This window comes from Pseudoalteromonas sp. HL-AS1 (assembly GCF_031198785.1).
Lineage (GTDB): Bacteria > Pseudomonadota > Gammaproteobacteria > Enterobacterales > Alteromonadaceae > Pseudoalteromonas > Pseudoalteromonas distincta.
Window position 1 is genome coordinate 3,341,414 of sequence record NZ_CP133569.1, and the last position, 14,704, is coordinate 3,356,117.

13 protein-coding genes are annotated in these 14,704 nt (G+C 39.2%); 6 read left to right on the forward strand and 7 right to left on the reverse strand.

What is annotated here, in order from left to right; genetic code table 11:
- Window positions 1-8: 8 nt before the first annotated feature.
- Window positions 9-866: an acyl-CoA thioesterase II gene (gene tesB, locus RB214_RS15525; protein ID WP_002957902.1), complete on the reverse strand. Its 858-nt coding sequence runs from the start codon at window positions 864-866 to the stop codon at window positions 9-11.
- A gap of 77 nt (window positions 867-943) precedes the next feature.
- Between tesB and RB214_RS15530 the strand changes: the two genes are divergently transcribed.
- Together RB214_RS15530 and RB214_RS15535 are read left to right on the forward strand one after the other, a co-directional pair.
- A complete protein-coding gene (locus RB214_RS15530; protein WP_309167744.1) occupies window positions 944-1,402 on the forward strand; it encodes an EVE domain-containing protein in 459 nt (152 codons plus the stop codon).
- Between the two features lie 69 nt (window positions 1,403-1,471).
- On the forward strand, window positions 1,472-2,506 hold the full coding sequence (locus RB214_RS15535; RefSeq protein WP_309167745.1) for a cytosolic protein: 1,035 nt from the start codon (window positions 1,472-1,474) through the stop codon (window positions 2,504-2,506).
- Window positions 2,507-2,530: 24 nt separating this feature from the next.
- Here RB214_RS15535 and RB214_RS15540 read toward each other — a convergent pair whose 3' ends face one another.
- Together RB214_RS15540 and RB214_RS15545 are read right to left on the reverse strand one after the other, a co-directional pair.
- The gene (locus tag RB214_RS15540; RefSeq protein WP_002957905.1) at window positions 2,531-2,728 is read right to left on the reverse strand and encodes a PLDc N-terminal domain-containing protein; all 198 of its coding nucleotides are present in this window, start codon (window positions 2,726-2,728) and stop codon (window positions 2,531-2,533) included.
- Entirely contained in the window at window positions 2,728-3,795 is a 1,068-nt protein-coding gene (locus RB214_RS15545) for a potassium channel family protein (RefSeq protein ID WP_309167746.1), read from the reverse strand. Before RB214_RS15545 ends, RB214_RS15540 begins: the two co-directional genes overlap by 1 nt.
- A gap of 169 nt (window positions 3,796-3,964) precedes the next feature.
- Between RB214_RS15545 and RB214_RS15550 the strand changes: the two genes are divergently transcribed.
- Complete coding sequence (locus RB214_RS15550; RefSeq protein ID WP_309167747.1) at window positions 3,965-5,275, forward strand: TIGR00366 family protein; 1,311 nt, start codon at window positions 3,965-3,967, stop codon at window positions 5,273-5,275.
- 55 nt (window positions 5,276-5,330) lie between these two features.
- Here the strand turns inward: RB214_RS15550 and RB214_RS15555 are convergent, their stop codons facing one another.
- Entirely contained in the window at window positions 5,331-6,347 is a 1,017-nt protein-coding gene (locus RB214_RS15555; protein WP_154903618.1) for a metalloprotease, read from the reverse strand.
- 166 nt (window positions 6,348-6,513) lie between these two features.
- Between RB214_RS15555 and RB214_RS15560 the strand changes: the two genes are divergently transcribed.
- A complete protein-coding gene (locus RB214_RS15560; protein ID WP_309167748.1) occupies window positions 6,514-7,725 on the forward strand; it encodes an EAL domain-containing protein in 1,212 nt (403 codons plus the stop codon).
- A 32-nt stretch (window positions 7,726-7,757) separates the two neighbouring features.
- Here RB214_RS15560 and RB214_RS15565 read toward each other — a convergent pair whose 3' ends face one another.
- On the reverse strand, window positions 7,758-8,834 hold the full coding sequence (locus tag RB214_RS15565; RefSeq protein ID WP_309167749.1) for a hemolysin family protein: 1,077 nt from the start codon (window positions 8,832-8,834) through the stop codon (window positions 7,758-7,760).
- 84 nt (window positions 8,835-8,918) lie between these two features.
- Between RB214_RS15565 and RB214_RS15570 the strand changes: the two genes are divergently transcribed.
- A complete protein-coding gene (locus tag RB214_RS15570; RefSeq protein ID WP_309167750.1) occupies window positions 8,919-11,414 on the forward strand; it encodes a prolyl oligopeptidase family serine peptidase in 2,496 nt (831 codons plus the stop codon).
- A 216-nt stretch (window positions 11,415-11,630) separates the two neighbouring features.
- Window positions 11,631-12,335, forward strand: a complete 705-nt coding sequence (locus RB214_RS15575; protein ID WP_024605629.1) for a response regulator transcription factor — start codon at window positions 11,631-11,633, stop codon at window positions 12,333-12,335.
- On the opposite strand, the gene RB214_RS15580 is transcribed toward RB214_RS15575, so the two are convergent.
- Window positions 12,332-13,843, reverse strand: a complete 1,512-nt coding sequence (locus tag RB214_RS15580) for a YifB family Mg chelatase-like AAA ATPase (protein WP_309167751.1) — start codon at window positions 13,841-13,843, stop codon at window positions 12,332-12,334. The genes RB214_RS15575 and RB214_RS15580 overlap by 4 nt on opposite strands.
- A 34-nt stretch (window positions 13,844-13,877) precedes the next feature.
- Window positions 13,878-14,492: a trimeric intracellular cation channel family protein gene (locus RB214_RS15585; RefSeq protein ID WP_002957915.1), complete on the reverse strand. Its 615-nt coding sequence runs from the start codon at window positions 14,490-14,492 to the stop codon at window positions 13,878-13,880.
- Window positions 14,493-14,704 lie beyond the last annotated feature (212 nt).

Sequence of the window (14,704 nt, forward strand, 5' to 3'; positions counted from 1 at the left end):
AGAAGGGGTTAGCGTTGACGCATAACCCCTTCTTGCATTGTTGAGGCAACCAAGTTGCCTTGGCGATCAAAAAACTGCCCCCGTACCAAACCACACCCATTACTCGCACTTGGACTATCAATTGAATACAAAATCCAATCATCCATTCTAAATGGACGATGAAACCACATTGCATGATCAATAGTAGCTACTTGCATATTTGGCTGCATAAACGACACACCATGAGGTTGTAATGCAGTTGGTAAAAACTCAAAATCAGACGCATACGCTAATAAGTAATTATGGATGCGCTGATCGTCTGGCATTTCACCATTAGCTTTAAACCAAATATGTTTTACCGGCTCCATAACCTCTGGTTTAAACGGGTTATGAAAAGTAACCGGTCGCATTTCAATTGGCATTTCACGGGTAAACTTATTACGGATAACCTCTGGGATATGTGAAGCGTTATCTTGGTAAAACTCAAGTGATGAACGTAGTTCTTCGGGTGCGGGAACATCAGGCATTGTCGCTTGATGCGACAAACCATTTTCTTCACCCTGAAACGACGCGGTCATATAAAAGATTGGTTTACCGTACTGAATTGCTTTGACTCGGCGCGTACTAAAGCTCTTTCCATCGCGAATAGTTTCTACGTCATAAACAATGGGTTTAGCCGGATCGCCTGGGCGTAAAAAGTAAGAATGTAATGAATGAACTATTCGCCCTTCAGGTAGGGTTTCTTTGGCAGCAGAAAGCGCCTGCCCCATTACTTGACCACCAAATACAGCACCAAAGCCTAAATCTTGGCTTTGTCCTCGATATAAACCTTGCTCAATTTCTTCAAGTGTTAACAACGACAATAAATCATCTAATACTTGGCTCATTATTTCTTCCTCATTACCCTAGTGTCCAAATGATACTATACAATAGTGGGAAGTAAATATTTGTTAGGAATACTGTTATGGCTTACTGGCTATTTAAAACTGAACCCGATGCGTTTTCATTAGATGACTTAAAAAATGCACCAAAACAAACGACTCTTTGGGAAGGCGTGCGTAATTACCAAGCACGAAATTTTATGCGTTACGACGTCAAAGTCGGTGATTCAGTCATGATTTATCATTCAAGCTGCAAACACGTGGGCGTAGCGGGTATTGCAGAAATTACCAAAGAAGCCTACCCAGACCCCACTCAATTTGATTTAAGCAGCGACTATTACGATGCAAAAGCCACCAGCGACAAACCACGTTGGGTTGTTGTTGAAGTTACTTACCAAAGCCATTTAAAAAAATTAATTAGCCTTAAAGATATTAAAGCCAATGACAATATTACTGAAATCGCACTTAAAAAGGGCGGACGACTATCAATAATGCCTGTTACTAAAAATGACTGGGATGAAATAATCAAAATGACGCAGTAATATCCTATCGGTTTGACCTAATTTCATTGAGTTTGATATGATCTACATTGACTTATAGCTGGAGGATTAATGAAATTACTGTATTGGTTAGATGAATGGTTAACTCTCCCGCGCAATGAGCAACAAACTCGATTACCCATAACGGGTAATGATTTACTCGGCGATGTATTTGTTAAGTATGATTTTGTTGACGTTAATAAACCCCTGCTTTTTACCTTCTCCCCTGCTGGCACTAACGTGCAAGAGCAAGATCTTCACCCTGATTTTGCACCATGGGGTTATCACTTAGCTCAAAAACAAAACGTAAACGTAATCGCTTTTCAGCATTTAGGTAAAAGTAATTGGTTTCGTAATCGTAATTTAATCTTTTTTCTCGAGCAATTATCAACATTACTTACGCCGTTTAATTGTCGACTTGGCTATGGTTTAAGTCGTGGCGGATTTGCTGTTGGCGCTTTTGCTAAACTATTAAAGCTAAATCAGGTGTTGTTCTTCCACCCGGTAAGTACTAAAAATAAAGAATTAGTACCGTGGGATGACCGCTCTAGTACCGATATAGCTCAGCAGTTTGATTGGCAGCAAGATTATCACGATCTAGATTTAGGAGATGCCCAAGGCTATATTATTTACGATCCTACTAATCGTATAGACCGAATGCACGCTAAGCGCTATAAGCAGTTAACTCACTTACGAGTATTTGGTATGGGACATGGCACACATGCCACATATTTGAATAAGTTTGGATTTTATAAGCAAGTAGCCGTCGATTTTATCCAGCATCAGCAAATTGATATTGCGCAATTTCGTATGCAAACTAAAACCTTACGTTTTAAAGAGGATTATTACAAAAGCCTTAATAAAGCGAATGTAAACTCAGCTCACCGTCAAACACTATTAAGCAAAGCTCATAATATTTTGATTGATGAAAAAGAAGTTCACGTACAGGAACATCAGGCAAAAATTGATATTCAGCCATTAATAGATGTTGCCCTTAAGCATCAAGATGAGCATCCTAATGATGCCATTCAGTTATTAGAAGTTGCTCAACAACTTGTACCTGACGATCCTTTAATTGAGCATAAAATTAAGCAACTAGAAGAGTAGTTACGCCAGTAAAAGCCAACTACTCTATTTGGCCTTTTTCTTTTTGTGCCCATACTTGGGCACAATGGCAAAGTACATCATTAACCCTAACCAAGAAAATATAATTATTCCCATTAGCCAGCCATTCTTTTCATGACCCTGTGTACGCTTACTGTTGAGTACAATAACGACAGGTAATATATAAGCACTTAAAACAACAATTAAAAATACAACTTCATTCATTATTTTTCTAGGCTCGACCAGTCTACTTCACTACTTAATACTCGATCCACCGATATATAGTGCAGAATATCGCCTTCACTTACTTTGTAATCTAATGGTGGATTTAAATCCATATTTTGCGCACTTAAATTATGAGCAACACCCAACAGTATGGCATCATGCTCAAGCTTAAAATGATGAAACAAAGTACCAAACTCCATATCTTTGCATCCGTTTGGTATTTTCAAACTAAATTGTGTATCGCCGTGCAAAGTAGATAGCAGCTCCTCTTGCACACGGCTCGAACCTGGATCTTGCATTGAGCGTACGAGTATCTCAGCTGATTTTGCACTACTACACTCTACATTTTGGCAATGCTCTAACATCATCTCAACTTTGGTTTCATCCAAAAAGTGAGCACTTATATGACAATCATCTTTTACTAAGCGACTAATGCGCAGGGCTGTTGTAAATGTCTGATCGTCATCTTGACCATCAATAATCACCTTATCAGCACTACGAATAGCAACCCGCTCTAGCTCAACTAAATTAGTGAAGCTCGTTAAACGTGCAAAATCAACGCTTTCGTTAGCTAAAAAAGGATGATCCATTTGCTCTGTTACCGCGAGTAAAATACGACGGTCAGTACGTTTCGTATCTGCCAAAATGTAATCAATCATCTTTTTTGTACGAGTGTCGTGCCAACCAAAAATAATAATATGGTGGTTACTGTGGGCAAAGTTTTTATCACCAGTCATAGCGCGCCTAATTAAGTAAGTAACAGTTTGTCCTGCTTTTCCTAGCAAAACACCAAATAAAGCTAAACCAAATGGAATTTGTATTAATGCAACCACCCAACGACCAAGATCAGTAGTTGGACTAAAGTCACCATATCCCACTGTTGATGTTGTTACTGTGTAATAGTAAAAAAAGGTAGTAAGCGAGGTTAACGCTTTCTCATTCGCTATAAATAGTAAGCTCCATGTTAATAGCATATGAGTCAAAATAGCTAATGCCACTGCTTGCCAACTCAACTGATCTATATGAGCGCGAACAAGTAACGCTAGCCTTTTAAATATCACCGGCATAATACAAAGTCTTCGTTAGTAAATTATCTATATACAGTACGTTACTGTAAGCGATGCTTTTAAGCAATGTTTAAGCTTTTAACCGCAAATATTAGACTAAATGCTGTTTGCCAATGGTGATTTTTCATGATTAATTAGCGTTAAAATAATAACCAAAACAGTTGTGCTTATGCTTAATAAAATAGCCCGCCCTTTTACTAAAATTGTAGAGCGCTATCTTCCCGACCCTTTTATATTTGTAATTTTACTTACAATAATTACTCTTATTAGTGCGAGCTTATTTACAACCGCAACTAACATTGAAGTATTACAAGCGTGGGGAGGTGGGTTTTGGAACTTATTAAGTTTTGCTATGCAAATGCTACTAGTGTTAATTACAGGCCATATGTTGGCAAGTACGCCACCTATAAGTAAGTTATTAGAAAAACTAGCAACATTTGCAAGCACCGCACCTAAAGCAATTATATTAGTAACGCTTATTTCGCTTTTAGCGAGCTGGATAAATTGGGGATTTGGCTTAGTTATTGGTGCCCTTTTTGCCAAGGCAATTGCTAAACATACTCGTGTTGATTATCGATTATTAGTAGCCAGCGCTTACTCAGGTTTTGTTGTATGGCATGGCGGATTAGCCGGTTCGATTCCTTTAACTATCGCAACCGATGGTCACTTTTCAGAGGCCAGCATTGGTATTATTAGTACAGAGCACACTTTATTTGCGGGCTTTAATATAGCCATATTAGTTGGTTTATTCATTATTATGCCGCTCGTTAATCGCTATATGCTGCCAAGCGAGCAAGAAAGCGTATATATCGACCCAGCTCTTTTACAAGAGACAACACCTAAGCCCACAACAATAACCAGACCCGCTCAACATTTGGAAAAAAGTAAACTACTCGGCATGACAATTGGCTTATTAGGTTTGGCATATTTAGGTTATTACTTTTTTATTGCTGGCGGAAACTTAAACCTTAATAGCGTTATTGCCGTATTTTTGTTTTTAGCTATTACGCTGCATCAAACACCCCATAATTTACTTAACAGTCTGCAACAAGCAACTCCAAGCGGGGCTGGCATTGTTATTCAATTTCCTTTTTATGCTGGCATTATGGCGGTAATGGTTGATAGCGGATTAGCACAACAGATATCACGTGGCTTTATTGCCGTTGCAGATGCTGATAGCTTGCCATTCTTTAGTTTTATAAGTGCAGGACTCGTTAATATGTTTGTTCCCTCTGGCGGCGGGCAATGGGCAGTACAAGCGCCTATTGTAATACCTGCAGCACAAGAGCTAGGTGCCGATATATCACGTGTTGCTATGGCTGTTGCGTGGGGCGATGCCTGGACCAATTTAATTCAGCCTTTTTGGGCACTACCCGTATTGGCTATAGCGGGCCTAAAAGCAAAAGATATTATGGGGTTTTGTGTTGTGCAGTTGTTTGTGACTGGGGTTTTTATATCGCTGGTATTGAGCTTTTATTAATGTTTAACGGGCTGTAATAAATATTACAGCCCGTTTTCATCTAGAACGATAAATACTAGCTCGATAAAATAGTCATCGGCAGGCTCAATATTGGATTTTCTGAATCGGCAAAGTGCATCATTACAGCTACATGCCCAGCCACTACAATTGCATACATAACCGCTGAAAAACCTTGACCATATTTATCTAGTGGCATTAAATGTGAATAGTGACGGCCTCGCCACTCAAATACAATTTCCAGCGCACCTACAAACAAAAAGAATACCAGTAACATTAAGCCAAAGGTGTAGCTCAGCCATAAGCCAAATAGTACGCCTAATAAGCATACGCTTAAACCAATCCATGAACGCATTGAAAAGCTAATACTTTTTAATACATGCCCGCCATCAAGCGGTAGAATAGGTAACAAGTTAAATAAATTTAATAACGCACTAAGAACTGCAACACCTGCAAATATTTCCATCTCGGTGGCGTAATATAAAACGACGCCCAACACCGAGGTAATTAAACCAAACGCAGGCCCCATTAATGATATAACGACATCTTGCCAACGAGTCGTTATTTTATCGTCACTTACAGCAAGCCCACCAACAAACGGGATTAAGTAAATACCTTTGGTTTTTATGCCAAAGTATTTCATTGCTCGCACATGGCCGTACTCGTGTACGACTAAGCAACCAATTAGCATTAGTGCAAATTCAATACTAAATAACCACGCATAGCCTGCAACAGAAGCCCCCGCAAGCACTACTTTAATTACCTTAGCACTTTTAAAAAGCTTAAAACCTAATGCAGCTAGCCCTAAAAAGCCTTTTTTAGGTGAGCCATTTGTAGGTGCTGGTAGCGCAAGTTGTGTTGCAAATTGATCATCTACAAAAAGCGAAATGCTTTGCTCTTCCACCGTTCCAGTATCAATACCAATTACTTTATTGTCGTGAGTAAACTGATAGTAGTTTTCACGAGGGTTATCAAAGGTAATGGCTTGTTGTCCATGAAACACTTGCACAATTTTTTGCCCATACAGCATAAGCGAAAATGGTTGCTCGGCTAAAGTAAGATCTATTCTTATCATAATTAAGACCGTTTAAAATAATGGCGCTAGTATACCTAATCAGCTCAAAAACACGAGGGAAGGTGCTAGGTAACTATTTTCAAAATAAAAGCATTTGATACTGACAAAATAAAAAAACACTACTACTTTTATAGTAACTCCAAGCGATACATTGAAAGGGATAACAGTGAAGAAGATAGTGCCTAATATTTTAGTTGTTGACGATTCAAAAGCAATTTTGATCGTTATGGAAGCTATACTTAACGAATTGGGTATGTCTAACACTATAACTACGTACCTGAATGCAAAAGAAGCGCTTGAAAAAGTTAAAGAAGATATCAACTACTTTGATGCTATTTTTACTGATCTCAATATGCCCGAAATGGACGGCATGGAATTAATCCGCCACTTAGGAGAGTTACATTATCAAGGCGGTATAATAATTGTTTCTGAAATGGACCATAAAGTTATTAGCTTAGCTGCCAATCTCGCGAAACAACATAACGCGCACCTCATTGGTAATATTTCAAAGCCAGTGCAACTGTCTCAGGTTAGTAGGTTACTTACTAAAGTGGCGCAATTAAACAGCCACACTTTATTAAAAGAGCCAGCCATTTCAAAAGATGAGCTTATTGATGCATTAAAAAACGATGAAATAACGCCTTTTTACCAACCAAAAATAAACGCGGATAACAATAAAATTGAAAGCGTTGAAGTGTTAGCGCGTATTTTATCAAGTAAAGACGACAATATTATTTTACCTTGCCGTTTTATAAATACTGCCGAACAACACAACTTAATTAATCAAATTACATTTTCTCTTTTTGAAAAGGCCACCAGCGAATTCAAAAATATGACAGCACAACTAGGTCATGATTTTAAAATGGCCTTTAACTTATCGCCAACCCAGCTCGATGACCTAAACTGCCCTAATAAATTATTACTTATTTTAGAATTAAACCAACTCACGCCTAGTAATATAATTATAGAAATAACAGAACAACATGCACTCTCAAGCCTCATGCAATTAGAAACACTAAATAGATTAAGAATGCATGGCTTTGGTATATCGCTAGATGACTTTGGTGTTGGCTTTACTAATATGAACCAGCTTCGAAACCTTCCTTTTACTGAAATTAAAATAGACCGTTCACTCATTAGCCATATAGAAACAGATTTATTTTCTCAAGTGGTTGTAAGTTCGTTATTTAATATTACGAATAAAGATCATTTAGATTTAGTGGCAGAAGGCGTTGAACGCCCAGAAGAGCTCGATTATTTAAGGCACTATAGAAGAAACCTAGCCATACAAGGTTTTTTATTTAGTCGCCCTAAACCACAAGACGAATTTATATCTTGGGCTAAAGATTGGCTAAAAACTGATGGCAGCCCCGCTTAAAGCGGAACTAATATTTACTCGGGGCCTGTTAGCTAATTATCACCCCGAGTGTGTTTATCTTCTTCACTAACTATATGTGCACTACTTGCTAAGCGTTTGTGCCAACGCTGCCTTGCTACTGCGCGCATATTAGTAGATTGGTCACGCTCATCTACAATCTCTAGCCCCATTAAAGCTTCAATCATATCCTCTAACGTTACAATACCCTGCACGTCACCGTACTCATCAACAACTAAGCATATATGAGTGCGCTTTGTTAAAAGTGTTTGCAGTAACGACGATACGTTCTGAGAAGTTGGTACGGTATAAATAGGCTTAATCAATTTGCTAATTTTGTAATCGGTGCCTAAGCGGTGAAATGCCAGCATAATATCGTTTTTATGCACAAACCCAACGATATCGTCGCTGTCTTTATCAAATACCAATATACGAGAAAATGACGACGAGCCGTAATCGTTTAAATACTGATTTACTGTTAAGTCTTTGTGGATTTTAAAAATTACAGTTCGAGGCGTCATTAAGTCGCATAATTTTGCATGTCTAAAATGCAATAAATTACGAATTATTTCGGACTCATCCTGATGTAATGCACCCGACTCCGTGCCTATATCAGCCATTGCCTCTATCTCTTGACGAATATAGTAAGCCTCATCGTGCTTTGGACCCATTAAATTTGTTAGCTTTTGAGCAAACCATACAAAAGGCTTTAGCGATATAACTAAAAACCGCAAAGCGTAGGTAACACTTGGGGTTAAAGCTCGCCAGTAATTAGCCCCCAAGGTTTTAGGTATAATTTCAGAAAGAATTAATACGAGAAATGTCATAATGGCTGATGCAATACCTACAGCCGCATCGGAAAAAACGACAGCCGCTTGTGCGCCAACTCCCGCTGCACCTGCAGTATGGGCAACTGTATTTAAAGTTAAAATAGCAGCTAAAGGCTGATCTATATTGTTTTTAAGCTTTTCGAGCTGTTTAGCAAGCTCAGGGTGTTTTTTTCTAAGTGATGCAACATAGCTGGGCGAAATACTTAATAACACAGCCTCCATCACAGAACATAAAAACGAAATAACAATCGCCACTACCATATAAACTATCAGTAAAGTCACTTTCTCTCCTCTATATTGGATATGTGAGCATGGTAACAATACATGCTATATTTGGCCAAACTTCCAATAATAATAGGCATAATAATGAAATTTAGCGCACCATGGTGTCATCAAAATAAGCTATTTAAGTACGCAGCAGCTCTTTTAACGCTTAGCAGCTTAAGCTTTGCTGCAATAGCTGCACCATTGGATAAATCAAAAATTCAGTTTATCGGCCCACTTGCCGAAGACATGCAGTTAAAGCCTTTTCAGACACCTCATGGCAGTGCGATTATTAACAACCTATTGCCGCAACTACAAGCAGACACAGATAGTTTTTTTGTATTTGGGAAAAAACAAAACTGGCAGCCGTTTAATAAAATCAATGCGCTCACTTTAGGTGGGTTACAGGCACTAAAATTTAATATTGAAACAACCCACTTTACGCAAGGTACACTTACCTTAAAAGGGATTGAGCAAGGTCAGTTATTTATTAATGGCGAACTACAAACAGGCGATAAAAATAGCTATAAGTTAGCTTTAAATAACAGTACTCACACTGTTTTAATAGTAGCCCAGCAAGTAGCTAATTGGCACGATGTAACGCTTGATTTTGCTCCTAAGAGCGACATTGATAAAATTACGCTCAGCACTTCACACATAAAACGTTTATCTGCAAAACAACTATTTGATGCTCCTACTATTAGCCAATTATCACTCGCACCTAATGCCAAGCAGTACGTTACTACCACTCGCACTTATAGCGATAAAACACAAAATCAAGCAAATACAGTTACTGTACTTAAAGATTCAGACAATCAAACGCTTTATCGCTTTGAAGCAGGCCAACCAAGTAACATTATTTGGAGTCCAGATAACCAATATTTAGTGTATTTGTTAAATGGTGAGCTTAAACAACTTAACCGTAAAAACTTCTCAATAAAAACATTAGCAAACGATTTAGAAGGAGCTAATGGCTTTACCTTTTATAACGACACCAGTCTTTTGTTTAGCTGGTCTAAATCACCTGAGAGTACTAACAGCTTAACCAAGCACTATAAAGGTCTGCAAGATCGCTGGTCGTATGCGCGTTCCATCAGCCAAATTTATATGCTTGATACTAAAAGTGGTTTAACAAAAGCACTTAGCCAAGGTCCTCTTTCTTACAGCCTTGAAGATTCAAATAGTAACCGTGGCAAAGTATTAATGAGCCGCCCAGTAATGGCAATGCAGGCATCAACCCACCCTGAAACAGAGCTTGTTGAACTCGATTTAAAATCAAACAAGCTTTCATCGCTTGGTAAATTCAAAACGTTTAATTTAGCCAAATACGCAAATAAAGATATTTATGTAGTTGCAGGCCCGGACTTTAAAAATGGCGCAGGCAGAGCACTACCAAAAGCAATGCTTGCTAATAACTACGACGGGCAACTTTACCTACTTACTGAAAGCGGTAAAAACGTAAAAGCACTCAGTAAACAATTCGACCCCGCTATTGGCCAACTGCACGTTTTAGAAAACGGCGATGCGCTCATTAAAGTAACAGAGCAAGACACTCAACCACTTTACCTATTTGATTTAAATAAACAGCGCTTTAAAAAGTTAAATACGGGATTGGATATTGTTGAACAATTTAGTTACTCACACGACCGTAATACCGAAATTTTATTAAGTGGCACTAACGCTTTAGCGCCACAACAACTAAAGCGCCTGAACGTAAGTAAAAATAAAACAGATTTAATATGGGATTCAAAACCAAGTAGCTATGCAAATACACGATTCCCTACATTAGAAGAGTTTAATTTTAAAAATAAACATGGGGTTGAGATAACGGGCCGTGTTTACATTCCAAGCAATTTAGATAAAACTAAAAAGCACCCAGCGCTCGTGTATTACTACGGCGGTACTTCACCAGTTACGCGTGGTTTTACAGGTCGTTACCCGTTTAACTTATGGGCAGAAAATGGCTATGTTGTTTATGTAGTGCAACCTACTGGCGCAACAGGGTTTGGACAAAATTTTTCAGCGCAGCATGTTAATGCCTGGGGCGACTACACCGCAGACGATATTATCGAAGGCACGCAAGCCTTTTTAAATAAATACAACTATGTTGATAGTAAAAAAGTAGGTAACTTAGGGGCATCGTACGGTGGCTTCATGACCATGTTATTAGCAACTAAAACCGATATATTTAGTGCTTCAATAGCTCATGCGGGTATTTCTAATATTACCTCGTATTGGGGTGAAGGTTGGTGGGGCTACTTATATTCTGGCGAAGCATCAAAAAATAGCTTCCCGTGGAATAACCCTGAGCTTTACAGCCAACATAGCCCTGTATTTCATGCCGACAAAGTAACAACACCTATGCTACTTCTTCATGGTGATAGCGATACCAATGTACCTGTTGGCGAAAGCTTAACAATGTACACTGCGCTTAAACTGCTTAATAAGGACGTAGAGTTAATCGAATACAAAGGCGCTGACCATCAAATTTTTGCACGCGATAAACGATTTGATTGGTGGAACACCATGCTCGCATACTTTGATAAAAAGCTAAAAAACGAGCCTCAATGGTGGGACTCGATGTATAAAAATGACTGAGCCTGAACCTTTAAAATAACAACTTAATACAGATTTATTAATAGTAGAATTAATTATTTAGCACCTTTTAATTAGTCTAAAGGTGCTAACCTAATCCTCTAATAACGTCTTATACACCTTTGAAATATTAAGTTACTTAAAACTAATAAACCCCCTTCTCAGCATTTACCTATTGGTGCTACCATACAGAGCTATAAGCATTCAAAATAAAGTACTATGGCTATTAATGTTTTATTGGTTGAAGACGATGAACTACTCGTTAAACGCATCAAAAATCACTTTGCAGATACCGAATTTACAATAGAGGTAGACCCCACTGGCGCTGATGCACTTAATATTGTAAGGCAGCGGGTAAACCTGCGCGGTGCTATATCATTAGCCATAATTGACATTGTTTTGCCAAAGCGCGATGGGCTTCAGCTGGCAAAAGAATTAAACACACTTACCGATATTGGCGTTATTGTATTATCGAGTCGTGACTCCCAAGCCGATCGTATTGCAGGCCTTGCACAAGGTGCTGATGACTATATTTGTAAGCCCGTCGATTTACTTGAGTTAGAACTTCGCATGCGCGCGCTCTATAAGCGTGTTGCCGTTAACCTAGAAGACGACGAAAGCGAAGAATTTATAGAATATGCTGACTTTAAGCTTCACCCCGATAACCGCACACTAATTACTGCTGCAGGCGTTGAATCACGCTTAACTGAAGCCGAACATAAAGTGCTTATTTGCTTAATTAGTAATGCAGGTAAAGCCACATCCCGTGAAAAAATATCAGAAGAAATAGGCCAGCCCGATTGGAGTCCAAACGATCGTACTGTTGATGTGCTGATTGGTCGTTTACGTAAAAAATTAAATGACGAAAAAGATCAAAAACGTATTGTTACCGTTCGCGGTAAAGGCTACATGCTCTCTATTTAATATTTAGTTAATTGCGCAATAAGGCGCTCAAATGCACGGTAATTAAGAGCTTCCTTAAGCTCATTTAAACTAATATTTTCAGCCCCCTTTAAATCACTAATAGTTCGCGCCACCTTAATTACTCTATGATAAGAGCGTGGCGATAAAGACAACTTTTCGCTTGCTCTGGCTAAAAACTGCAACTCTGCTGGCGCTAGTACACAGTGCACACTCATTTCTTTATTATTAAGCCTCGCATTAACCTTACCTTGACGTTTTAGTTGTAGGTAATAAGCCGTTTCAACTCTTGCTCTAACCTCAGCACTACTTTCCTCCGGCTGAGTACTTTGTAGTTCAACACTAGTTAAACGAGGTAGTTCTATTTGCAAATCAATACGATCAATAAAAGGCCCCGACACGCGCGATAAATAACGCATAACTTGATCGGGAGTTGCCCGCTTATCTGTATGACTCCCTGTTGGGCTTGGATTTAATGCTGTAATAAGCTGAAACTGCGCCGGAAACTCCATTTGCCTAGCTGCACGTGAAATAGTAACCGTACCGGTTTCCATTGGCTCACGCAGTGAATCAAGTACCTTGCGTTCGAACTCAGGCAATTCATCCAAAAAAAGTACGCCATTGTGTGCCAGAGAAATTTCACCAGGCTTGGGATTTGAAGAGCCCCCCACCAAAGCAACAGCTGAGCACGTATGATGTGGATTACGAAATGGCCGCTGTCGCCAATTAGTTAAATCTATGGATTGCCCAATAATAGAGTAAAGCGCAGCTGTCGAAATAGCTTCATCGTCCGACATAGTAGGCATTATAGTTGCCATTCGCTGGGCCAGCATCGATTTACCAGTACCTGGAGGACCTAAAAATAATAAATTATGCCCGCCAGCTGCAGCAATTTCGAGTACTCGCTTTGCACCGGGCTGACCTTTCACATCGCTTAAATCAAGTAAAAAGTCAGGGGCTTGTGTGCAGTCGGGATACTCTATATTTAATGGCAAGGGTTGTTGATTAAGTAGGTCGCCCCATACTTCTTGAATAGAGCTTACGGCTTTGCGTTTAACGCCATTAACTAAGCTTGCTAGGCTGTCGTTTGCAAGAGGTAAAAAGCAGCAACGATCTTGCTCTTTTGCAGCAAGTACCGAAGGTAAAATAGCGTTTACACCACGCACTTCACCATTAAGAGCGAGCTCACCATAAAACTCGTACTTATGAATATCAGGACACACTATTTGCCCAGAGGCGACTAAAACTCCCACCGCAATAGCCAGATCAAACCGCCCTCCATCTTTTGGTAAGTCGGCTGGGGCTAAATTTACGGTTATTCGTTGATCGGGGAAACCAAATTGTGAGTTTTCGAGTGCGCTACGCACCCTGTCTTTCGACTCTTTAACAGACGCTTCGGGCAGACCTACAATATGAAAAGCAGGTAAACCATTTCCTAGGTGAACTTCTACAATAACTTCAGGGGCATTTATGCCCACTTGAGCACGAGAAAATATACGAGCTAACGACATTCCTTATCCTAGTAAATGGTGTGATTACACCAGTTTAGTCAGGATATTTAAAAACGTGTAATGTGATTTGCCATTTTATAGCGGCTAAACGAAGTAATAAGGTCATTAACATGCCTAATACCATCGCCATTTCGGTTGCTAACGAAAAACTAATGCCAAGCGTATAAACAGTACCACCCGCTATACAGGTAATAGCGTAAAGCTCACCCTTTAATAGCATAGGGATCTCGCGTGCAAGCACATCTCGAATTAATCCACCAAAGCAGCCTGTAATTACAGCCATAATTACCGCAGTCATATCGGGCATACCAACAAGCTGTGCTTTTTGCGCCCCCATTACTGCAAAAAAAGCTAACCCGAACGCATCCGCTGTTTGTAAAATATAATGAGGTATCGGCTTTTGTTTATTTATAAGGCGTGTTGTAACAAATACTGAAGCGAGTATGGCAAAAAAGTAACTTTGATCGTGTAACCAAAACACAGGAACATCTAAAATTAGATCTCGCACTGTACCACCACCAATAGCAGTTACTGTCGCTAAAACTACGACCCCAAAGCCATCCATTTTTTTCTCGTACGCTAGCAAAGTGCCTGATACAGCAAACACCGCAATGCCTATTAAATCAAACCAGTGGTAAAGTTCAGTCATATTTGTAACAACCTAAAAATATTTGTGCCGTTTTAACACAAACCAAACAAGGTTTTAAGTAATAACGATTTATTTTAAGAAGTTTATAACATTTTAAAGTGTATCTCAGGGGGCGGGAGCTTGCGCTTATGAGAAGTGAATGCCTCATGCAGTGAAGATGATCTCACCACACTCACCAAATTTTAGACATAAAAAAACACGCTTTAAGCGTG

Coding starts and splice junctions, on each gene's coding strand:
- tesB (WP_002957902.1), bottom strand. CDS start 866: ATGAGCCAAGTATTAGATGATTTATTGTCGTTGTTAACACTTGAAGAA.
- RB214_RS15530 (WP_309167744.1), top strand. CDS start 944: ATGGCTTACTGGCTATTTAAAACTGAACCCGATGCGTTTTCATTAGAT.
- RB214_RS15535 (WP_309167745.1), top strand. CDS start 1,472: ATGAAATTACTGTATTGGTTAGATGAATGGTTAACTCTCCCGCGCAAT.
- RB214_RS15540 (WP_002957905.1), bottom strand. CDS start 2,728: ATGAATGAAGTTGTATTTTTAATTGTTGTTTTAAGTGCTTATATATTA.
- RB214_RS15545 (WP_309167746.1), bottom strand. CDS start 3,795: ATGCCGGTGATATTTAAAAGGCTAGCGTTACTTGTTCGCGCTCATATA.
- RB214_RS15550 (WP_309167747.1), top strand. CDS start 3,965: ATGCTTAATAAAATAGCCCGCCCTTTTACTAAAATTGTAGAGCGCTAT.
- RB214_RS15555 (WP_154903618.1), bottom strand. CDS start 6,347: ATGATAAGAATAGATCTTACTTTAGCCGAGCAACCATTTTCGCTTATG.
- RB214_RS15570 (WP_309167750.1), top strand. CDS start 8,919: ATGAAATTTAGCGCACCATGGTGTCATCAAAATAAGCTATTTAAGTAC.
- RB214_RS15575 (WP_024605629.1), top strand. CDS start 11,631: ATGGCTATTAATGTTTTATTGGTTGAAGACGATGAACTACTCGTTAAA.
- RB214_RS15580 (WP_309167751.1), bottom strand. CDS start 13,843: ATGTCGTTAGCTCGTATATTTTCTCGTGCTCAAGTGGGCATAAATGCC.
- RB214_RS15585 (WP_002957915.1), bottom strand. CDS start 14,492: ATGACTGAACTTTACCACTGGTTTGATTTAATAGGCATTGCGGTGTTT.